This is a genomic window from Thiohalocapsa sp. ML1, from assembly GCF_001469165.1.
Classification (GTDB): domain Bacteria; phylum Pseudomonadota; class Gammaproteobacteria; order Chromatiales; family Chromatiaceae; genus Thiohalocapsa.
In genome coordinates, this window is record NZ_JABX01000004.1 from 48,891 (window position 1) to 68,056 (window position 19,166).

Annotated in this window: 18 protein-coding genes; 4 read left to right on the forward strand and 14 right to left on the reverse strand. The window is 67.7% G+C overall.

Annotation, left to right across the window (positions count from 1 at the left end; all coding sequences use genetic code 11):
- Positions 1-5: 5 nt before the first annotated feature.
- The 7 genes from ML01_RS03520 to ML01_RS03550 all read right to left on the reverse strand — a co-directional run bounded on the left by ML01_RS03520 (position 6) and on the right by ML01_RS03550 (position 10,149).
- A complete protein-coding gene (locus ML01_RS03520) occupies positions 6-242 on the reverse strand; it encodes a hypothetical protein (RefSeq protein WP_058554022.1) in 237 nt (78 codons plus the stop codon).
- Between the two features lie 223 nt (positions 243-465).
- Complete coding sequence (locus tag ML01_RS03525; protein WP_162267955.1) at positions 466-2,886, reverse strand: murein L,D-transpeptidase; 2,421 nt, start codon at positions 2,884-2,886, stop codon at positions 466-468.
- A 385-nt stretch (positions 2,887-3,271) separates the two neighbouring features.
- Positions 3,272-4,765, reverse strand: a complete 1,494-nt coding sequence (locus ML01_RS03530) for a SpoVR family protein (protein ID WP_058554024.1) — start codon at positions 4,763-4,765, stop codon at positions 3,272-3,274.
- A gap of 110 nt (positions 4,766-4,875) precedes the next feature.
- Positions 4,876-6,147: a YeaH/YhbH family protein gene (locus ML01_RS03535; RefSeq protein WP_058554025.1), complete on the reverse strand. Its 1,272-nt coding sequence runs from the start codon at positions 6,145-6,147 to the stop codon at positions 4,876-4,878.
- A gap of 145 nt (positions 6,148-6,292) precedes the next feature.
- Complete coding sequence (locus ML01_RS03540) at positions 6,293-8,215, reverse strand: PrkA family serine protein kinase (RefSeq protein ID WP_058554026.1); 1,923 nt, start codon at positions 8,213-8,215, stop codon at positions 6,293-6,295.
- 285 nt (positions 8,216-8,500) lie between these two features.
- Positions 8,501-9,901: an APC family permease gene (locus ML01_RS03545; protein WP_082673921.1), complete on the reverse strand. Its 1,401-nt coding sequence runs from the start codon at positions 9,899-9,901 to the stop codon at positions 8,501-8,503.
- On the reverse strand, positions 9,898-10,149 hold the full coding sequence (locus ML01_RS03550) for a hypothetical protein (RefSeq protein ID WP_058554028.1): 252 nt from the start codon (positions 10,147-10,149) through the stop codon (positions 9,898-9,900). Before ML01_RS03550 ends, ML01_RS03545 begins: the two co-directional genes overlap by 4 nt.
- Before the next feature lie 157 nt (positions 10,150-10,306).
- On the opposite strand from ML01_RS03550, the gene ML01_RS03555 reads away from it, so the two are divergent.
- The 3 genes from ML01_RS03555 to ML01_RS03565 all read left to right on the forward strand — a co-directional run bounded on the left by ML01_RS03555 (position 10,307) and on the right by ML01_RS03565 (position 11,819).
- The gene (locus tag ML01_RS03555; RefSeq protein WP_371258179.1) at positions 10,307-10,834 is read left to right on the forward strand and encodes a molybdenum cofactor biosynthesis protein MoaE; all 528 of its coding nucleotides are present in this window, start codon (positions 10,307-10,309) and stop codon (positions 10,832-10,834) included.
- A 366-nt stretch (positions 10,835-11,200) separates the two neighbouring features.
- Positions 11,201-11,392 (forward strand): hypothetical protein, encoded by a 192-nt coding sequence (locus ML01_RS31250; protein WP_371258180.1) that lies wholly within the window; start codon positions 11,201-11,203, stop codon positions 11,390-11,392.
- A gap of 103 nt (positions 11,393-11,495) precedes the next feature.
- Positions 11,496-11,819, forward strand: a complete 324-nt coding sequence (locus tag ML01_RS03565; protein ID WP_058554029.1) for a DNA-binding transcriptional regulator — start codon at positions 11,496-11,498, stop codon at positions 11,817-11,819.
- A gap of 141 nt (positions 11,820-11,960) precedes the next feature.
- Here ML01_RS03565 and ML01_RS03570 read toward each other — a convergent pair whose 3' ends face one another.
- From ML01_RS03570 to galE, 7 genes are all read right to left on the reverse strand, one after another.
- Entirely contained in the window at positions 11,961-12,365 is a 405-nt protein-coding gene (locus ML01_RS03570) for a type II toxin-antitoxin system VapC family toxin (RefSeq protein ID WP_058554030.1), read from the reverse strand.
- Positions 12,358-12,591, reverse strand: coding sequence for a hypothetical protein (locus ML01_RS03575; RefSeq protein ID WP_058554031.1), 234 nt, complete (start codon positions 12,589-12,591; stop codon positions 12,358-12,360). The genes ML01_RS03570 and ML01_RS03575 overlap by 8 nt, the downstream gene beginning before the upstream one ends.
- A 391-nt stretch (positions 12,592-12,982) precedes the next feature.
- On the reverse strand, positions 12,983-13,582 hold the full coding sequence (locus ML01_RS03580) for a sulfite oxidase heme-binding subunit YedZ (RefSeq protein ID WP_254045126.1): 600 nt from the start codon (positions 13,580-13,582) through the stop codon (positions 12,983-12,985).
- A gap of 298 nt (positions 13,583-13,880) precedes the next feature.
- Complete coding sequence (gene msrP, locus ML01_RS03585) at positions 13,881-14,840, reverse strand: protein-methionine-sulfoxide reductase catalytic subunit MsrP (RefSeq protein ID WP_058554032.1); 960 nt, start codon at positions 14,838-14,840, stop codon at positions 13,881-13,883.
- An 84-nt stretch (positions 14,841-14,924) separates the two neighbouring features.
- The gene (locus ML01_RS03590; RefSeq protein ID WP_058554033.1) at positions 14,925-16,046 is read right to left on the reverse strand and encodes a glycosyltransferase family 4 protein; all 1,122 of its coding nucleotides are present in this window, start codon (positions 16,044-16,046) and stop codon (positions 14,925-14,927) included.
- Positions 16,043-17,218 (reverse strand): glycosyltransferase, encoded by a 1,176-nt coding sequence (locus ML01_RS03595; RefSeq protein WP_058554034.1) that lies wholly within the window; start codon positions 17,216-17,218, stop codon positions 16,043-16,045. The genes ML01_RS03590 and ML01_RS03595 overlap by 4 nt, the downstream gene beginning before the upstream one ends.
- Positions 17,215-18,225, reverse strand: coding sequence for a UDP-glucose 4-epimerase GalE (gene galE, locus ML01_RS03600; RefSeq protein ID WP_058554035.1), 1,011 nt, complete (start codon positions 18,223-18,225; stop codon positions 17,215-17,217). The genes ML01_RS03595 and galE overlap by 4 nt, the downstream gene beginning before the upstream one ends.
- A 132-nt stretch (positions 18,226-18,357) precedes the next feature.
- Between galE and ML01_RS03605 the strand changes: the two genes are divergently transcribed.
- A complete protein-coding gene (locus ML01_RS03605) occupies positions 18,358-19,149 on the forward strand; it encodes a TIR domain-containing protein (RefSeq protein ID WP_058554036.1) in 792 nt (263 codons plus the stop codon).
- The last annotated feature ends 17 nt before the right edge of the window (positions 19,150-19,166 follow it).

A 19,166-nucleotide genomic window follows, 5' to 3' on the forward strand; every position in this document is an offset into this window, starting at 1 on the left:
CGACCTCAAACCGGCCGCTGCGTGCGCCGCACCGGCACCGACGCCCCGGGCGGCCGGCGCGGCCGAGCGCTACGGCGGCGCACATGATGGGCCGTGCGCGCCCGGTCGCGGCGCGGATGGCGTGCGAGCAGGTCCGGGCCGCGCTCGAAGGCGAGGCTGACCAGCCCCAACAGGGCGAACAGGGACGTGAGCCCGAGCGTCAGGCAGAGGACAGTCAGCAGGGCGGTCATCGGAACGATCATGGCGGCGGCTCCGGCGGCTTGAGTGAATGAGGCTCAAGCATGCCGCCGGCGGTAGCTCAGACGGCGAGCCCGCGCAGGCACCCCGCGGGCGCGGTTGTCACGGCGCTATGGCGGGATACCGACGCGGCAAGGCCACGCGACCTTGCCCGGTTTGGGATGCGACCCGGACGTGGCGCGCCGCGTGCGCGGCAACCCGCGGAGACGCCGAGGATACGGGCCGGCCTTACTCGTCCCCCGGCAGTATCCAGAGCGGCGGCTCGTCGGCGATGCGCGAGGCGCGGATCACGGGCGGGTAGGCATTGCCCGCGGAGTCGCTGCCGGCGTCCGGCCCTGCCGGCGCCGCGATGCGCGACGGGCTGACCGAAAGGTCGAGATGAGCGGGCTTGGGCCGACCCGCCGCATCGGCCGCAACATTGCCGACGCGCGAGGGACGATCCGCGAAACGGCCGTCGGCATCGAGGCTCAGCGCCTGGGCGGGCGCGGCGCCGAGCCCGGTGTGGGATGCGCTAGGCAGCGAAACCTCCGCGTCGGCGGGCTGTTCTTCCGTGGCGCCGTCGGCTTCGGGCTCGGCGCCTGCCGCGGCCGGCTCTGGCGCGTCCGTGGGGCCTTCCGCAACGGGCGCGTCATCGGCCACGATCGCCGGCTCAGACGCCGCGGCGCTGCCGCCGACGGCTCCGGAGGCAGCCTCCGCGGCGGCGGTGGCATCGGCGGCTGCGCCTTCCGCGGCCTCGGTCAGCTCGCTGGCGGCACGGCCGGGCGACTCGGCCTGCGCGGCATCAGCCCCGGGGAACGACTCCGTGGCGGCGGTCTCGGTCACGGCTTCGGTTTCGGTTTCCGCTTCGGCTTCCGCTTCGGGTTCGGCTTCGGCTGCTTCGGCTCCGGTTTCGGCTGTGGCTTCGGCCTGAGGCAGGGCATCGGCAGGCCCGGTTGCCGGCGCGGATTCCCCGCCGTCGCCTGAGGCTGCGATGACCTCGCTGCTGTGCGCCGGGACGGACGCCGTCGGCTCAACGCCGGTGACCGGGTCCGCGGCCCCGGCGGCGGTGTCGTCCGCAGCATCGGTGGCGGCAACGACCTCGCCATCAGCGGCCTCGGCCGGTGCGTCCAGGACAGGCTCGGGCTCGGGCTCGGGCTCGGGCTCGACGAAGGCGATGCGCTCCGCGCCGGAGTCAACGGGTTGATCCAGCGCGGCAAGCAGCCGGCGGTCGCGGTTGTAGATATCGCGACGGAAGCCGACGCGGCCCTCGGCGTCGGCCTTGGCCGTCAGGTAGTACAAGAGGACGGTCAGGTGCTCGTCCATGTGCACGTAGCGGGTCCTGCCCCGGCGCACGACGCGGTTGATCTCGGCATCGTCCCAGGCCGGCTTGTTCAGCACATGCTGCGCGAGGGTCAGCGGTTGATGAACGCGGATGCAGCCATGGCTGTAGGCACGCTGTGCGCGGCCGAACAGGTGGCGCGATGGCGTGTCGTGCAGATAGATCGCATGCCCGTTCGGGAACATGAACTTGACCCGCCCGAGGGCATTGCGCGGCCCCGGCTGCTGCACCAGGTAGTAGCGACCGCCACTGCGCACGCGCGTATAACCGCTCGGCACGCCGCGGTACTTCTTGGCGATGGACTCGGGCAGCGTCCAGGTGGGGTTGAAGACCAGATGCTCGATCTCGTCGCGGAACATCGGCGTCTGGTTCTCGACGGTACCGATGATGCCCTTGGTGCGCCAGACCTCCTCGTCGTTGCGGACCAGGTACAGCTCGAATGCCGTGAGATCCACGAAGACGTAATCGCTCGGCAGGTCGTTGTATAGCCAGCGCATGCGTTCAAGGTTGGCGCGGATGGCGAGCAGGCGGTCCTGTAGCGGAAAGTTCAGCGCGCGGAGCGTATTCGGGCCCACCACGCCGTCGGCGGCGAGGCCGGAGCGCCGCTGGAAGCCCTTGATGGCCTCCGCCAGGTCCTCATCGTACAGCTCGGGCTCGGCGACGAACCCGGGGGCGTAACCGTCGGACACCTCAAGGTGCTCGCGAATGAGCGGCACGCGGGGGTCCTTGGCGCCGACATTGAGATTGGGCCCACCCGGGATGTCCTGCCAGCCGCCGCGGTCGGCGATGGCGAGATAGCGCTGGTAGCCCTTCTTTAGATTCCGGTAGAAGTCCGGGTTCGGCAGCAGCGCGTCGAGCTCGGCGGAGAGGTCGGCCGCGGCCAGCGCACGCGCGAGGTCTGCCTGCAACTGATCCGCGTCCGCGTCCTCTTGAAAGGTCCAGCCGCGATTCAAGCGCTCCGGGTTGTGCTTGCCGAAGCGGAAGTGGTGCACGTAGCGCAGCAATGCGTCGCTGAGCAGGAGCTCTGCCGTATCCCGACGGGCGGCGTCGACGCTTTGGAGGTCGCCGCTGTCCAGGATCGCCGCGATGGCCTCGACATGGAAATCGTCGGGATTGAAACCGTCGCCGCGGCTCGCGCGGGCCAGCTCAAGCAGCGCCTCGGCGCGCCGGGCGTCCCAGGCGGGGCGATAGTCCCGCTCGGCATAGAGCTCCGCAAGCAGTCGCGGCGAGTAGAGCGGGATCTCCCGCTCGCCGAGCGCGAGTACGGGCGGATCGATTTCCGGTTGCTTTGTGTGGGCAAAGGGCGACAGCGTTGCGCGCAGGTCGGCCATGGCCGTGCCGCACGCCAAGAGCAGGAGCAACAGGCCGGCGCGCGCCCATACGCTGCGTTGGGAAGCGGGGCGGCAGGAGCCTAAGGAGGTGCATTGCGACCCAGCGGGCAACCGGGCAAGGGTGCAAGGGCGACAGGACATGGCGGCAAACCTCGGTGCCGGATCCGCAGCGCTCGCGAATCCGAAGTGCAACAAAGACATAGCCAGCACTATACCCGAGGTCCGCAGTCCACGCAGCCGGCATTGCACCGACACCCGCTGCGCCTATGACTGAGCCACGATGGGACGAGCGGCAGACAGCCTAGGCCGTTACGGCGGCAGACCTGGCCAGGGGAACCACGCAACCGCGCTGGCGGACCCGCGGAGCACCCCGCCGCGCTTCGGCTCAGGCCTCACCGAGCAACTGCACGCGACCGTCCTCATCCACCGCCTCCAGGCGCACATCGAAGCCCCAAAGCCGACGGATATGCAACAGCATCTCGTCCAGCGTATCCCCGAGGGGCCGGCGGTTGTGGCGGAAATGGCGCAAAGTCATCGAGCGATCACCACGCAGGTCGACGCTGTAGACCTGGATGTTCGGCTCGCGATTGCCCAGGTTGTACTGCTCGGCCAAGGCTTGGCGAAGCTCGCGGTAGCCCGCCTCCTCATGGATTGCGGTAATCTCCAGCGTATCCTCGCGGTCGTCGTCGCGAACTTGGAACAGGTGAAAATCGCGTATCAGCTTGGGCGACAGGTATTGCGCGATGAAGCTCTCGTCCTTGAAATTGCGCATCGCGAAATCCAGCACCTTGATCCAATCCCCACCGGCGATGTCGGGGAACCACCAGCGGTCTTCGTCGGTGGGCGCCTCGCAGATGCGGCGGATGTCGCGCATCATCGCGAACCCGAGCGCATAGGGATTGATGCCGGAGTAGTAGGGGGAATCGAAATCAGGCTGGAACACAACGTTGGTGTGCGATTGCAGCACCTCCATCATGAAGCCATCGGTGACCATACCCTGCTCGTAGAGCCGGTTCAGCAGCGTATAGTGCCAGAAGGTCGCCCAGCCCTCGTTCATGACCTGGGTTTGGCGCTGCGGGTAGAAGTACTGCCCCACCTTGCGAACGATACGCACGACCTCCCGCTGCCAGGGCTCCAGCAGCGGCGCGTTCTTCTCGATGAAATACAGCAGGTTCTCCTGCGGCTCGGCGGGAAAGCGTTGCTCGCGCGGGCCGTTGCCGCCGGCGGTTGGGTCCACCGGCAGCGTCCGCCAGAGGTCGTTGACCTGCGATTGCAGATAGGTCTCGCGCTCGGCCTGGCGCTTCTTCTCCTCCGCCATTGACAATGGCGACGGCCGCTTGTAGCGGTCCACACCGTAATTCATCAAGGCATGGCACGAATCGAGCAGCAGCTCGACCTCGTCCTGGCCATAGCGCTCCTCGCATTCGGCAATGTAGTTCCGGGCAAAGACCAGATAGTCAATGATCGCGTCCGCGCTGGTCCAGGCGCGGAACAGATAATTCCCCTTGAAGAAACTGTTATGCCCGTAGCAGGCGTGCGCAATGACCAGCGCCTGCATCGGCAGCGTGTTCTCCTCCATAAGATAAGCGATGCAGGGGTCGGAGTTGATAACGATCTCGTAAGCAAGTCCCATCTGCCCGCGGCGATAGGTTTGCTCCGTGGAGACAAACTGCTTGCCGAAGGACCAGTGATGATAATTAATCGGCAGGCCGACGCTGGAGTAGGCGTCGATCATCTGCTCCGACGATATGACCTCGATCTGATTCGCATAGATATCGAGACCGAACTCGTCATGAGCAATACGCCCGATCTCCTTGTCGAAGCGCTTCAGGACCGGGAAGCTCCATTCGGAGGAGTCGGAAATCAGGTGCTCGGGCATGGTGGAGATCGCTTTCTCAGGCGTCGCAGTTATCTCGGATCGGAACTAGGAAGTACGAAGTACGAAGTACGGGCCACCGCGTACTGCGTACTCCGTACTCCGTACTTCTTCTACGCATCCTGCCGCTTAAACAACTCCCGGAACACCGGATAGATATCGTCGGCGCCGCCGATCTCTTCCATCGCAAAGTGCGGGTGTGCGGCCTTCACGTCCTGGTACGCGTACCAGAGGCTCTGATGCTGGCGGGGCGTGATCTCGACGTAGGCGTAGTAGCGCATCAGCGGTAGCAGCCGCTCGATGAGCAGGTCGCGGCAAATGGCGGAGTCGGAATCCCAGTTGTCGCCGTCCGAGGCCTGCGCGGCATAGATGTTCCAGGTCCCGGACTCATAGCGCTCCGAAATCACTTCATGGGCGAGGTTCAGGGCGCTGGAGACGACGGTGCCGCCGGTCTCCCGGGAGTAGAAGAACTCCTGCTCGTCAACTTCCTGCGCAATGGTGTGATGGCGGATGAAGACGACATCGATCTTGTCGTAGCTGCGCTGCAGAAACAGGTACAGCAGGATGAAGAAGCGTTTGGCGAGGTTCTTGCGCACCTGATCCATGGAGCCCGACACGTCCATGATGCAGAGCATCACGGCCTTGCTCGTGGGCTCCGGCTGCTTCGTGAAGGCCTGATAGCGCAGGTCGAAGGTGTCGATGAACGGCAGCGTGGCGAGCCGCGTCTTGTGCCGGTCGATCTCCTCGCGCAGCGCGATGATGCGCGGGTCCGTCTCCTCGACGCCGTCGGCGAGGAGCAGCGCGAGCTCCGCCTCCAGCTCGCGAATGCGGCTGCGGCGCGGCGCGCCCAACGCGGTACGCCTGGCGATGGCGCCCTTGAGCGAGCGCACCACGTCGATGTTGCTCGGGGCGCCGTTGGTGGTATAGCCAGCGCGCACGGTCTTGAACTCGGTGCTCCCGAGCAACTGGTTGCGGACCAGGTTCGGCAACTCGAGGTCATCGAACAGGAGGTCTAGGAACTCCTCCCGCGAGAGCTCGAAGACGAAGTCGTCCTCACCCGGCCCGCCCTTGCCGGCGCGCCCCTGGCCCGATCCCGAGCCGGACCCGCCCTCCGGGCGCTGCACCCGGTCACCGGCCTCGAACTGCTTGTTGCCCGGATGCACCATGTCCCGGGTACCGCCTTGCCCATGGTGAAAGATGGGCTCGGAGATATCCTTGGACGGGATGCCGACCTTCTCGCCGCCGTCGATGTCCGTGATGCTGCGGCGGTTGACCGCGTCGGACACGGCCCGCTTCAACTGGCTCTTGTAGCGCTTGAGGAACCGCTGCCGATTAACGGTGCTCTTGTTCTTCGCGTTGAGTCGGCGATCGATGAAATGGGACATGGGATTTAGTACGGAGTACGGAGTACGGAGTACGGGGCGCTGGATCGAAGGTCGTACTCACCCAAAGCCTTGCGTTTCCAAGCGCCCGGGGCCGAGGGCCGAGGCGCCTTGCCGACTTCCTCGGCCCTCGGCCCTCGGTCCTTCTTCACTGGGACTTCCGCACGCGCAGGTACCACTCCGAAAGCAAACGCACCTGCTTAGGCGTGTAGCCCTTCTCGACCATGCGGTCGACGAACTGCTCGTGCTTCTTCTTGTCGTCGGCAGAGGCCTTGGCGTTGAAGGAGATCACCGGCAGCAGTTCCTCGGTGTTCGAGAACATCTTCTTCTCGATCACGACGCGGAGCTTCTCGTAGCTCGTCCAACGCGGGTTGGCGCCGTTGTTGTTGGCGCGCGCGCGCAGCACGAAGTTGACGATCTCGTTGCGGAAGTCCTTCGGGTTCGAGATGCCAGCGGGCTTCTCGATCTTCTCCAGCTCCTCGTTGAGCGCGCCGCGGTGCATCATCTCGCCGGTGTCCGGGTCGCGGTACTCCTGGTCCTGAATCCAGTAATCCGCATAGGTGACGTAGCGATCGAAGATGTTCTGCCCGTACTCCGCGTAGGACTCCAGATAGGCCGTCTGCAGTTCCTTGCCGATGAACTCCGCGTAGCGGGGCGCGAGGTACTGCTTCAGGAAGCCCACATAGCGGTCCTGCACCTCGGGCGGCAGGTGCTCACGGACGATCTGGCGCTCAAGCACATAGAGCAGATGCACCGGGTTGGCGGCGACCTCGGTGTGGTCGAAGTTGAATACCTGCGACAGGATCTTGAACGCAAAGCGCGTGGAGATGCCGGACATGCCCTCATCGACGCCGGCGTAGTCGCGATACTCCTGCGTCGACTTGGCCTTCGGGTCCGTGTCCTTCAGGTTCTCGCCGTCGTACACCCGCATCTTCGAGAAGATGCTGGAGTTCTCCGGCTCCTTCAGGCGCGTCAGCACCGAGAACTGCGCCATCATCTCCAGCGTGCCGGGCGCGCAGGGCGCGTGGTTCAGCGAGCTGTGGCGCAGCAGCTTGTCGTAGATATGCTTTTCTTCCGTGACCCGCAGGCAGTAAGGCACCTTGACGATGAATACGCGGTCAAGGAAGGCTTCGTTGTTCTTGTTGTTGCGGAAGGACTGCCACTCGGACTCGTTGCTGTGCGCCAGGATGATGCCCTGGAAGGGGATCGCGGACAGCCCTTCGGTAGCGTTGTAGTTGCCTTCCTGCGTCGCCGTCAGCAGCGGATGCAGCACCTTGATGGGTGCCTTGAACATCTCGACGAACTCCATCAGGCCCTGGTTCGCGCGGCACAGGGCACCGGAGTAGCTGTAGGCATCGGCGTCGTTTTGGGCGAAATGCTCCAACTGGCGGATATCCACTTTGCCGACCAGCGACGAGATGTCCTGGTTGTTCTCGTCGCCCGGCTCGGTCTTGGCCACCGCCACCTGTTCCAGAATGGAGGGGTAGAGCTTGACGACGCGGAACTTGGTGATATCGCCGTTGTATTCCTGGAGGCGCTTCACGGCCCAGGGCGACATGATGGTGCGAAGGCACCGGCTCGGGATGCCGTAATCCTCCTCCAGAATGGGCCCGTCTTCGTCCGGTGCGAACAGGCCGAGCGGCGACTCGAACACCGGCGAATCCTTGATGGCGTAGAAGGGCACCTTCTCCATCAGCTCCTTGAGCTTCTCGGCAAGCGACGATTTGCCGCCGCCGACGGGGCCGAGCAGGTAGAGAATCTGCTTTCTCTCTTCAAGCCCTTGCGCCGCGTGCTTCAGGTAGGACACGAGCTGTTCGATCGACTCTTCCATGCCATAGAAATCCGCAAACGCCGGATAACGCTTGATGACCTTGTTCTGGAAAATCCGGCTCAGGCGGGAATCATTGTGCGTATCTATGAGCTCTGCTTCGCCGATCGCCGCAAGCAGACGCTCCGCCGCACCGGCATAGGCCATCGGATCGGCGCGGCACAGATCCAGATACTCCTGCAGGCTCATGTCCTCCTCGCGGGAAGACTCGTAGCGTGCCTGGTAGCGCTCGAAGATCGACATTCAGAACACCTCGTCTAGTTTGTCTGTCCGGACACGGGCGGCGGAGGGTCCGGGCTATGTCGTCTGGTTACAGTTGACCCCAGAAGTGGGGACAGCAAGCTCCGCGCCAAAGGCTTGCCCGGGTATCCGGTCACCGCATCTGCGCGGATTCGCCGGTGGGCAGCATGCCATGTTTCAGTGCTGCGCACGCCGCGATACGCACCCTCTTGGTGCGACCTGGCCTGGCGGCCGAAGCGCGTCGTTCACACCGGCACTTTGCGCTTAGACAGGCAGCCCCGCAAGGGTTCAGAGCCCTGCGCCCGGTGGCCTGGGACACCGCCCATCGCGCGGTATCTTCGGGTCATCCGAGCGGCGCCGGGACAGCCGCCACCACCAGGCGGCCATCGCACACAGGCCTGCCAGCACCAGCCACGGCTCGCTCCACGTCACCACTAGTAATGCGGCCGCCGTGAGGAAAAGATAGACCAGCGCGGGCCATGGATACCAGGGGACGCGAAACGGGCGCGGCAACGCGGGCTCCGTCCGCCGCAGCCGCATGGCCCCGAGCACCGTCAGCAGCGATGAGAGCATCAGCGTGAAACCGGCGAAGGCCAGCACCTCGGCAAAGGTGCCGAGCAGGATCAGCCCGAGCGCCAGGCCCAACGAGAAGAGCACGGCCCGCGTTGGTGCACCGCGCCGGTTGCGCGCACCGAAAAGGCTCAACGCGGGCCGGTCCGCGGCCATCGCCTCGAACACGCGCGGCCCGGCCAGCAGCATCGCGCTGATGGTGGACAGGAGCAGCAGCGCGAGCATGCTGCTGATGATCGCGCCGCCCGCCGCGCCGAACAGGTGCGCCGCCGCGAGCGCGCCCACTTCGACGGTGCCCGCCAGCTCCGCCGCCGCCGTGCTGCGCAGGAATACCCAATTGAGCAGCAGATACAGGAGCGTCACGGCACCGGTGCCGAGCAGGAGCGCCTGCGGCACCACGCGCTGGGGTGCGCGCACCTCGGCAGCGACGTACACGGCCGCATTCCAGCCGGAATAGGCGTAGGAAACGTACACGAGCGACAGCGCAAAGGCCGGGCTCAGCAGCGCGGCGGGCGTGTCCGCCCCCGGCAGCGGCGACAGCGCCCCCGGTGCGGCCGGCAGCAACAGCCCGACGATGCAGAACAGCACGATGGCGACGACCTTGAGCAGCGTCATCCATACCTGAAAGCGCGCGCCGAGCGCGACGTCGAAGGCGTGCAGCGAGGCGATCAGGATCACGGCTCCCACGGCCAGCGGCTTCGGCGACACAGGCAGCACCGTCGCCGCGTACTGCCCGAAGGCCATCGCCGCCAAGGCAATGGGCATCGCAAAGCCGACGGTGGCGGAGATCCAGCCGGCGATGATGCCGACCGCCGGGCCGAAGCTCCGGCTCAGATACACGTACTCGCCGCCGGAGCGCGGCAACGCCGCGGCCAGCTCCGCGTAGACCAGCGCGCCGCAGGCCGCGATGACGCCGCCGAGCAGCCACAGCAGCAGCAGCGCCGCGCCGTCCGGCACGCCGGCGGCCTGCAGGCCCAGCGTCGTGAACACGCCGGTGCCGATCATGTTCGCGATCACCAACAGCGTCGCCGCACGCAGGTCCAGCACCTGCCGCGGCGCAGCGGCCGGCAGTTCGGCCCCGGTCCCGGTCCCGGTCCCGTTCCCAGTAGACTCGCTCATTCCGGGTCCAGCAGGCTGAAGCAGATCAAGGTCGCCACCAGCCCGAAGGTCAGCAGGCAGCCCGCGGCACCGCAGGCGAGCAGCAGCAGCGCCGCGATGAGCCAAACAATGAGGCAGGTGCCCTGGTTTGCCTTGTAGGCGCGCGTCGCCTTGCGCTCCCGGAACTCGCGATAGTCCTCCCGACCCGCGCAGAGCCAATCCAGGAAGCGGCGCGGCCAACGGGTGAGCGGATGTCGCGGCAGTGCCATCGGCGGTCTATGCTTGCGCGGGTTCGGCCCCTTCAGCGACCGACCATGGCGACGGCCCGAGCCGCCGGCAAGGGCAGAGAGCGTCGCGGCGGCGCAGGGCGACGCGCGCGGCCGTTCCGCCGCCCGGCTGCGGAGGGGCCGTTTCCTCTGTTGTCGCGTGAAACTCAATGGCAACAGCAGCGACAACAACCACAACCAGCAGAGCATTCGGCAACAGGCGACGCCCATGATCGACATCCGCATCGCCACCGAGCCCTTCGACCCCTGGGCGCTGCAAGCCGAGCTTGCCCGCGGCACGCCCGGCAGCGGCGCGCTCGCCGCCTTCGTCGGCCTCATGCGCAACCACAACGACGGCAGCCCGGTGCGGGCCATGACGCTGGAGCACTACCCCGGCATGACCGAGGCGGCGCTCCAAGACATCGCGGAGCAGGCTGCGGCGCGCTTCAAGCTCGACCGCGTGCGCGTGGTGCATCGCGTCGGTCGCCTGCTACCGGAGGACCCCATCGTGCTCGTCGCCGCAACGGCCGCGCACCGCGGCGAGGCCTTCCGCGGCTGCGAATTCCTGATGGACTATCTCAAGACCCAAGCGCCGTTCTGGAAGCAAGAGGAAACCGACGCCGGCACGCGCTGGGTCGAGGCCCGCGACAGCGACGACGCCGCCACCGCGCGCTGGCGGGGGCGCTGACGGCGAGCCTGCCGCTTAGGCTTGTCGGGCGCGGCTCAGGACCCATCCGGGGAGCGAGCAATGAGCACTGCCAAGGCGGAAATCAAGGCCTACTCAAGACCCTGCCCGACGGCGCGACGCTGGAGGACATCCAGTACCACCTGTACGTGTTGGAGCAAGGTCAAACAGGGAGTGGCGACGAGATCCGACGATTCCCCGAAATTGGGCGGCTCTGCCCCCGAGCCGCGCGCAGTCCTGCGGCACCAGCAAAGAGGTCGCCAAAAGAGGACAGAGCCGGCCCCCTTAGTCCAGGTATGTTTGCGGACGTCGATCCCGCCGATGACCGAAGCTTGACGCAACGACGGGATGTCCGCAGCCTTGACCGGCATGCCTACGGTGATCGAGACCCCCACCTTCGCCAAGCAGGCTGATCGCATTTGGAGCCAATCCGAGCGGCTTGCCTTCATCGCATGGCTTGCCCGCAACCCCTTGGCCGGGGACGTGATCCCGGGGGCGGATGGTGCGCGCAAGGTGCGCTGGACGGTGCCGGGCAGGGCAAGCGAGGCGGGGTTCGGGTGATCTATTTCAACCGCTCTGCATCCGGCGCGATCTATCTGGTCGCCCTCTACTGCAAATCGGCGCGAGCCGACATGCGCCCGCAACAGATTCCGCAGGTCGACCCATGAACCAAGCACGTTTGGACCAAGTTGCCGCCGCCATCGAAGCCGATGCCGGGGAGCCCATCCCCGGGCTGCGGCAATCCCTTGCCGAGATGGCCGCGGATCAGCGGGGACGCAGCTACACGCCGGAGCAACTGGCGCTCCGCGAGGCTCGCACCGCGCTCAGGCTCTCGCAGCCGGCATTCGCCACGCTGCTCGGCACACCGGTCGGCACCGTTCGGGACGGGGAGCAGGGCCGTTCTTCGCCGCCTGGCAGCGCCCTGCTGGTAGCCCGGTTGGCGATGGCGCATCCCGACATCTTGCGGGAGTACGTCGAAGCGGGCTGAGCGGGCGACCGTCGAGCTGATGCTCTCCGCTAGCAAACAGAGAAGCTATACCAACCGTCACACCCCAATCGAAGCTCCAAGCTCCGGAATCGACTGGCACGGGCGTTCTTCCTTTACGTGGACGATGCGATGATCTGCCCGTCAGAGACGAGGCAGCACGAAGCCCGCCTGGACGAAATGCTGGTCGAAGGCGAGCGCGGTCTTGAGCCCGCGCCGGCGCATCACGACGAACGAGACACAATCGACCAGACGCCAGGTCTTGTCGGTGTGGCTGCGATACAGGCCGAATGCGGAATCGAATAGCTCGGGGGTCAGCGGAACGACGGTCGATCCGGCGGATTCGCGAAAATCGGCGATGATCTGCGCGGCAGCGGGTCGCGCGAGACGCGACAGGGCATTGCCGATCTCAAGTAGGACGGCATCGGTGACGAGGACCGGGTGGCGCTCATACCGCTCGGCGAGCAGTAAGGCCTGCGCGTGATGCTGGTCCTGTTCGTTGACCAGCGCCAGGACGTATCCGGTATCGACGAAGACCGGTTCAATCATTGCGGTCGCCGATCACCCAGGCGTCATGATCTGTCGAGAGGTTTGCCGGTCCTGCGATACGCACCCGGCGCAGGCGCGCCAGCAGGGTCTCGGTCTCTCCGGCGTCCGCGGTCGCGGTATCGACCACGACGACGCGCACGTCGCGCCCGTCGAGCGCGCGCTGATGCTCCAGGGGGATACGGAGGATGCCGTCATGGACGGTGGCCTGAAACTCGATGGCATGCATGGCGGTGGCTCCGCTGGGTTCAGGTCTGGGAGGCCAAGCCTAAGTGATCGGGCGCCGGGCCTGCGCGATGAGCGAAGCTGACGAAGAGGTCGTAGGCGAAGCCCGGGGTGTAGGCCATGTCCGGCGCGGTCCTGAATGCGTGCGGCTGCGGGTCTTGGCCGCTCGGCTCCGGGGCTGGTGCTGGTGCTGGGTCTGCCGGTCATCCTGTTCCCGGCGCCGGCTGTCGCGGTGAGTATAGATCACAGCAACCGTCGGTCCAGCCGGAACGCATCCGCGCGCCCCGCTGCCCAGGTGGCGGCATTCTCGGCGACCGCTGAACGCCGCAGCATCAGCAGCAACTCAGCCAAAAAAGCCGGCACCCGCGGCCGTCGGTCGGGTCGTGGGCATTGCCCTATGCCGTGTCCGAAGCAGCTCGTACCCTGCCCCACCAGGCCCGCCAGGCCCGCCAGGGCAGCCGCGCCGCGAGCAGCAGCGCCAGGATCGCGGCGTAGATGCCGGGCTCCAGCAGGTCCGCCTTGACCAGCCACAGATAGTGCAGCACGGCGAGCACGCCGATGGCGTAGACGAGGCGGTGCAGTTGTTTCCAGCGCGGGCCGAGGCGCCTGATCCAGCCCTTGGTGGAGGTCACCGCCAGCGGCAGCATCAGCACCAGCGCGGCGACGCCGACCGTGATGTAGGGGCGCTTTACGATATCGGCGGCGATGGCCGGCCAGTCGAAGAACTGATCCAGCCAGAGGTAGGTCGTGAAGTGCAGCGCGGCGTAGAAAAAGGCATAGAGCCCGAGCATGCGCCGCAGCCGCACCAGCCAGGCCTGGCCGGTGAGTCGGCGCAGCGGCGTCACCGCCAGCGTCGCGAGCAGCAGCCGCAGCGCCCAGTCGCCGGTGTCGTGCGTGATGGCCTCGACGGGGTTCGGCCCGACGGCGCCCGTCAGCACGCGCCAAACGAGGAGCGCGAACGGCACGAGGCAGGCGGCGAAGAGCAACGGCTTCACCCAACGAAGCGCGGTGTCTGGGCGTCTCGTGCCGCTGATTGCGGGAGCAATGATCATGCGCTGCGAAGCTGATTTCCTGGTGTTCCAATCGAAATCGAAATCGAAATCGGGATCGGGATCGGGATCGGGATCGGGATCGGGATCGAAATCGGGATCGTCCGACTCCGTATCGAGGTCGACAACGCGCCCGCGAGACATCGCAACCGTTGCCCGAGCGTCCGAGCCGCCGCTCACGGGCCAAGGGCCAAGGGCCGAGGGCCGAGGAGTGCGACCTTGGCCCTCGGCCCTCGGCCCTCTCCTAGTATTGCCGCGCCAAATCCATCCCCGCATACAAAGGCGCGACCTGATCCCCGTAGCCGTTGAACTTGAGCGTCGGGCGCTTCTTGGCAAACAACCCATCGCCGATCATCCGGTGGCTCTTCTGGCTCCAGCGCGGGTGGTCCACCTCCGGGTTCACGTTGGCATAGAAGCCGTATTCGCTGGGCTGCATGCTGCTCCATGCCGTCGGCGGCTGCCGCTCGGTGAAGCTGATGCGCACGATGGACTTGATGCTCTTGAAGCCGTACTTCCACGGCACGACGAGCCGCAGCGGCGCGCCGTTCTGGTTGGGCAGGCTCTCGCCGTAGAGCCCGGTGGCGAGGATGGTGAGCGGGTGCATGGCCTCGTCCATACGCAATCCCTCCCGGTACGGCCAGTCGAGGACGCGCCGCCGCTGCCCGGGCAGCATCTCGGGGTCGTAAATGGTTTCAAACGCGACGTATTTTGCCTGCGACGTCGGCTTGAAGCGCGCGAGCAGGTCGCCGAGGGGAAAGCCGACCCAGGGCACCACCATGGCCCAGGCCTCGACGCAGCGCAGCCGGTAGATGCGCTCCTCCTGCGGGAAGCCGGACAGGATGTCCTCGATGCCGAGCGTGCCCGGGGCCTCGCACTCGCCATCCACCACCACCTGCCAGGGGCGGGTTCTGAGCTGCTCGGCGTTGGCCTTCGGGTCGTACTTCTCGGTGCCGAGCTCGTAGAAGTTGTTGTAGCTGGTGATGTCGTCGCGGCTGGTGGGGGGCGCGTCGGTGGAGAGCGGGCTCGGACGCAGGTCGGGGATGGCCTCGCCCGCCGCGACGGGCGCCGCGCGCAACGCGGCACCGCCGATGGCGGCGCCGACGCCGGCCAAGGCCGCGGCCTGGAGAAATTCCCGCCGTCGCAGATACACGGCCTTGGGCGTGATCTCGGAGGCGGGAATGTCGCTCGGTCGCTTGATCAGCATCGTGGGTCCTCTTCGTTGTCCGCATCGGCCTTGAGACCGGCGCCGAGCGCGCTTGGTTTCGCGGCGTACGCAGGGGGCGGCCGACTAAAGTCGGCCGACCCGCGCTGGGCGCGCCGCCGCCCGATAGACACCGAGGAGCTGTGCCGAGGTCTGCGCGAGGCTGAATTCCCGCACCAGTCGCGCCCGGCCGGCGGCGCCGATGGCGACCGCGGCGGCGGGGTCTGCGATGAGCCGATGCAGGTGCGCGGTGAGCGCGGGAATGTCGCCGGGCTCGAACAGCAGTCCTTCGCGGCCGTCATCGAGCGCCTCGGGGATCGCGCCCACCCGAGTCGCCACCACCGGCAGCCCCACGGCCATGGCCTCCAGCATCGACATGGGCAAGCCCTCGTCGTAGGACGGCAGGCAGAAGCAATGCGCCGCGGCGACCACGGCATCCTTCTCCGCCCCGGTCACCGGCCCTGGAACAACAACATCGCCAAGGCCCAACTCGGCGGCGAGGTCGAGCAGCAAGCCGCGCCGCCCGGGCTCCGCATCGACGCCGAACAGCTCCACCCGCACCGGCCGCGGGCCGTCGAGCGCCGCCACCGCGCGCAGCAGATCGGCTTGACCCTTGCGCGCCTCGTAGTTCGCGAGGCACAGGATGCGGAACGGACCGTCCGCGGCCGGGCGCACCTGCTCGCCCACCGACACGCCGTTCGGCACCACGTCGATGCGCGCCGGGTCGGCCCAGTCCGCCAGCACCTCCCGCCAGCCGGCCCCGAGCACCACCACACGGTCCGCGCCCCGGAGCAGCCGCCGTGCGAGCCAGGCCCGAGCGCCCGAGAGCCCACCCAGAAAGCGGTGAAACTGCGCGCCGTGGATGTGCAGCACCACCGGGCAGAACAGCAGCCGCGCGAGCAGCACGTCAACGCCGCTGCGCCAGAAGCTGAACCAAGAGCAGGTGTGGATGTGCACCACGGCCGGGCGCCAGACGATGCACTGCCAGCCCAGCGCGCCCAAGAGCCTGAGCTGGGCGGCCACGCCGGCCCACAGCGGCCGGTTCGCCGCGGTGGTCTTGACGCTGTTCAGCACGCGCACGTCGAGCCGCCCGCGGAAGGCCTGCACCAGGTTCTGCACCACGGTGGCCATGCCGCCCACGGGCGGCGGCAACGGCCCCACCATCAGCACCCGCAGCGGCGCTGCGTCGTCATGGTCGGCGCGGGTCACGGCAACACGGACCCGACCGGCATCGGCACTGCGTGCTGGTAGAAGTCCGCGTAGCGCTTCAGCATCGCCTCCAGGGAGAAGATCTGCTCGGCCCGAAGCCGCGCATCCGCGCCCATGGCCCGGCGCTCGGCGTGGTTGTGGACCAGCCGCTCGATGGCGCGGGCAAGGACGGCCGAGTCACCGGCGGGCACCAAAAGCCCGCTGCGACCGTGGTCCACCAGCTCCGGGTTGCCGCCCACCGCGTGCGCGACCACCGGCAGGCCGCTCGCCATCGCCTCCAGGATCGCGTTGCTCATGCCCTCCAGCTCGCTCGGCAGCGCGAACAGGTCCGCGGCGGCGAGGTACTGCGGCACCCGGTCGCTGCCGCCCGGCATGTCGACCCACGCGCCGATGCCGAGCTCGCGCACGCGCGCTTCGAGGCGTCCGCGCTCGCCGCCCTCCCCCAGCCACAAAAAGCGCAACCGCAGCCGCGTGCCCGTCAGCACCCGTGCCGCCGCCTCCAGCAGCGCCGCATGGCCTTTCACCGGCGTCAGGCTCGCGACGGTCAGGATGACCAGCTCATCGTCGGCGAAGCCGAGCGTCCGGCGCAGCGCCGCCCGCTGCCCGCTGGGCGCGAAGCGCCGACAGTCCACGCCGTTGTAGAGCACCTCGAAGCGCGACTGCGGGATGCCGGCCAAGCCCGCAAAGCGCTCCGCGGCATCGCGGCAGACGGCGAACAGACGGTCCGTCGCCAGCGCCAGCCCACGGCTCGCAACCCGGCGCCGCCACGGAAACCAATGCCCGTCCGCAAAGCCGTGGAAGGACCACACCAGCGTGCTGCGCCGGCCGGACAGGCGCTGCGCCAGCACGGTATCGGCCCAGGTGTTCCAGTTGCGGCAGTGCACCACCTGCGGGCGGGTCGCGCGGATCAGCCGCGCGAGCCTGAGCGGCAGGGCCAGGTCATGCCGGCCGCGGTTCAGCACGTGGACGGGCACCTCGGGCCTGACCCGGTCCGCCATCTCGCCGCGGCTGTCCAGGCAGGCGACGCTTTGCCGGAACTGCGCCGGCGGCAGGCCGTTCAGCAGGTTGACGACGCCGTTCTCGAGCCCGCCCCGCGGCAGCCCGTGCACCACGTGCAGCACGCGCACCGGCAGCGACTCGGCGATGCGCGCGGAATCCCTTGGCGCGTTCACGCGAAGCCGTCGGGGTTGTTGTGCTGCCAGCGCCAGTGGTCGGCGACCATGGCCTCGACGCCGAGCGCCGCCCGCCAGCCGAGCTCCGCCGCGGCGAGCGACGGGTCCGCCCAGCAGGTGGCGATGTCGCCGGGACGCCGCGCGACGATGCGGTACGGGATCTCACGGCCCGCCGCCGCCGCGAAGGCGCGCACCATCTCCAGCACGCTGTAGCCGCGCCCGGTGCCCAGGTTGTAGGTGACCACGCCGGGCGCATCCATGAGCCGCGCCAGCGCCGCCAAGTGCCCGCGGGCGAGGTCCACGACGTGGATGTAGTCGCGTACGCCGGTGCCGTCCGGCGTGGCGTAGTCGTCGCCGAAGACCTTGAGCTCCGGCCGCTTGCCCACGGCCACCTGTGCAATGAAGGGCATGAGGTTATTCGGGATGCCGTTCGGGTCCTCGCCGATGTGCCCGCTCGGGTGCGCGCCGACGGGGTTGAAGTAGCGCAAGAGTGCGATGTCCCAGCCGGCGTCGGCGCGGTGCAGGTCGCGCAGGATCTCTTCGATGAACAGCTTGGTGCGGCCGTAGGGGTTGGTGGCGTCGAGCGGGAAGTCCTCGCGGATGGGCACGCTGGCCGGGTCGCCGTAGACGGTCGCCGACGAGCTGAACACGAGCCGCTTCACGCCGGCCGCGGCCATCGCACGGCACAGGCACAGCGTGCCCTGCACGTTGTTGTCGTAGTAGTCGAGCGGGATCTCGGTGGACTCGCCGACGGCCTTGAGGCCGGCGAAATGGATCACGGCATCGAAGCCGCCGTCGCCGAGCAGCGCCGCGAGCGCGGCCTCATCGCGCAGGTCCGCCTGCACGAAGCCGAGCCCGCGGCCGGCGATCTGCCGCACCCGCTCCAGCGCCGCGGGCTTGCTGTTGCTGAGATTGTCGACGACGACCACATCGTGGCCGGCGGCGAGCAATTCGACACAGGTGTGACTGCCAATGTAACCGGCACCGCCGGTGACGAGGACGAGCATGGCGACCCTCGGTGCTGCTGTAGGTGACCCATTCTACCGCGGGCACTGGCCAGCGGCCCCGCGCACTGGTACAAGGAACGCTGACGAGAGCCTGTTGACCCGCCCATGCACGGCCGGCCTGCGAGGGCAGCCATGAAGAACGTCTTCATCAGTCATTCGTCGAAAGACCTCGACTTCGTGTTCGCGAACGTCAAGGGCGTCTTCGACGAGCTCGGCTACTGCGCCTGGTGCTCGGCTACCAGCGTGCGCCTGGCGTCGGATTGGGAGCAGCAGATCCGCCGCGCCTTGCTGCAGGCGGACTGGTTCGTGGTGGTGCTCTCGCCGGACGCGGTGAAGTCGGAGTGGGTGCAGGCGGAAACGCACTGGGCCTTCGAGAACAAGCGCGGGCGCGTGCTCCCGATCATGGCCCGCAGTTGCGACCCCGCCGACGCGCACCTGCGCCTCGGTACCTTGCAGTTCCTGGACTTTCGCGATGATCCGGAGGCCGGACGCCGGCAGCTCTGCGACCTGCTGCGGGGCCACGCGCCGCGCCTCACCACCGCCCTGGGCCGCCATGCGACCGCCACGGCGCCGGTGCAGGAGCAGACCACCCTCATCAGCAAGCGGCGCGAGGCAAGGCTGCGGCTGCGCATCGAGCGCGCGGACGGCACGGCCTCGGAGCACAGCATGCAGATCTGCAACTGGGCCGTCATCGGCCGCGCCACCGACGCCGACCTGCCCCTCGCGGACGACTGCGTCTCACGCAAGCACGCCCGCATCGCGGTCGTCCCCGGCGACACCGGCAACCACCTGACGCTGATGGATCTGGACAGCGCCAACGGCACGCTGCTGAACGGACAGGGCGTGGCTGCGGATCATCCCCTTAAGGTCGGCGACCGCATCGAGCTCGGCGACAGCCGCCTGCACATCCTCGCCATCGACTAGCCTCGGCACGGCCCACC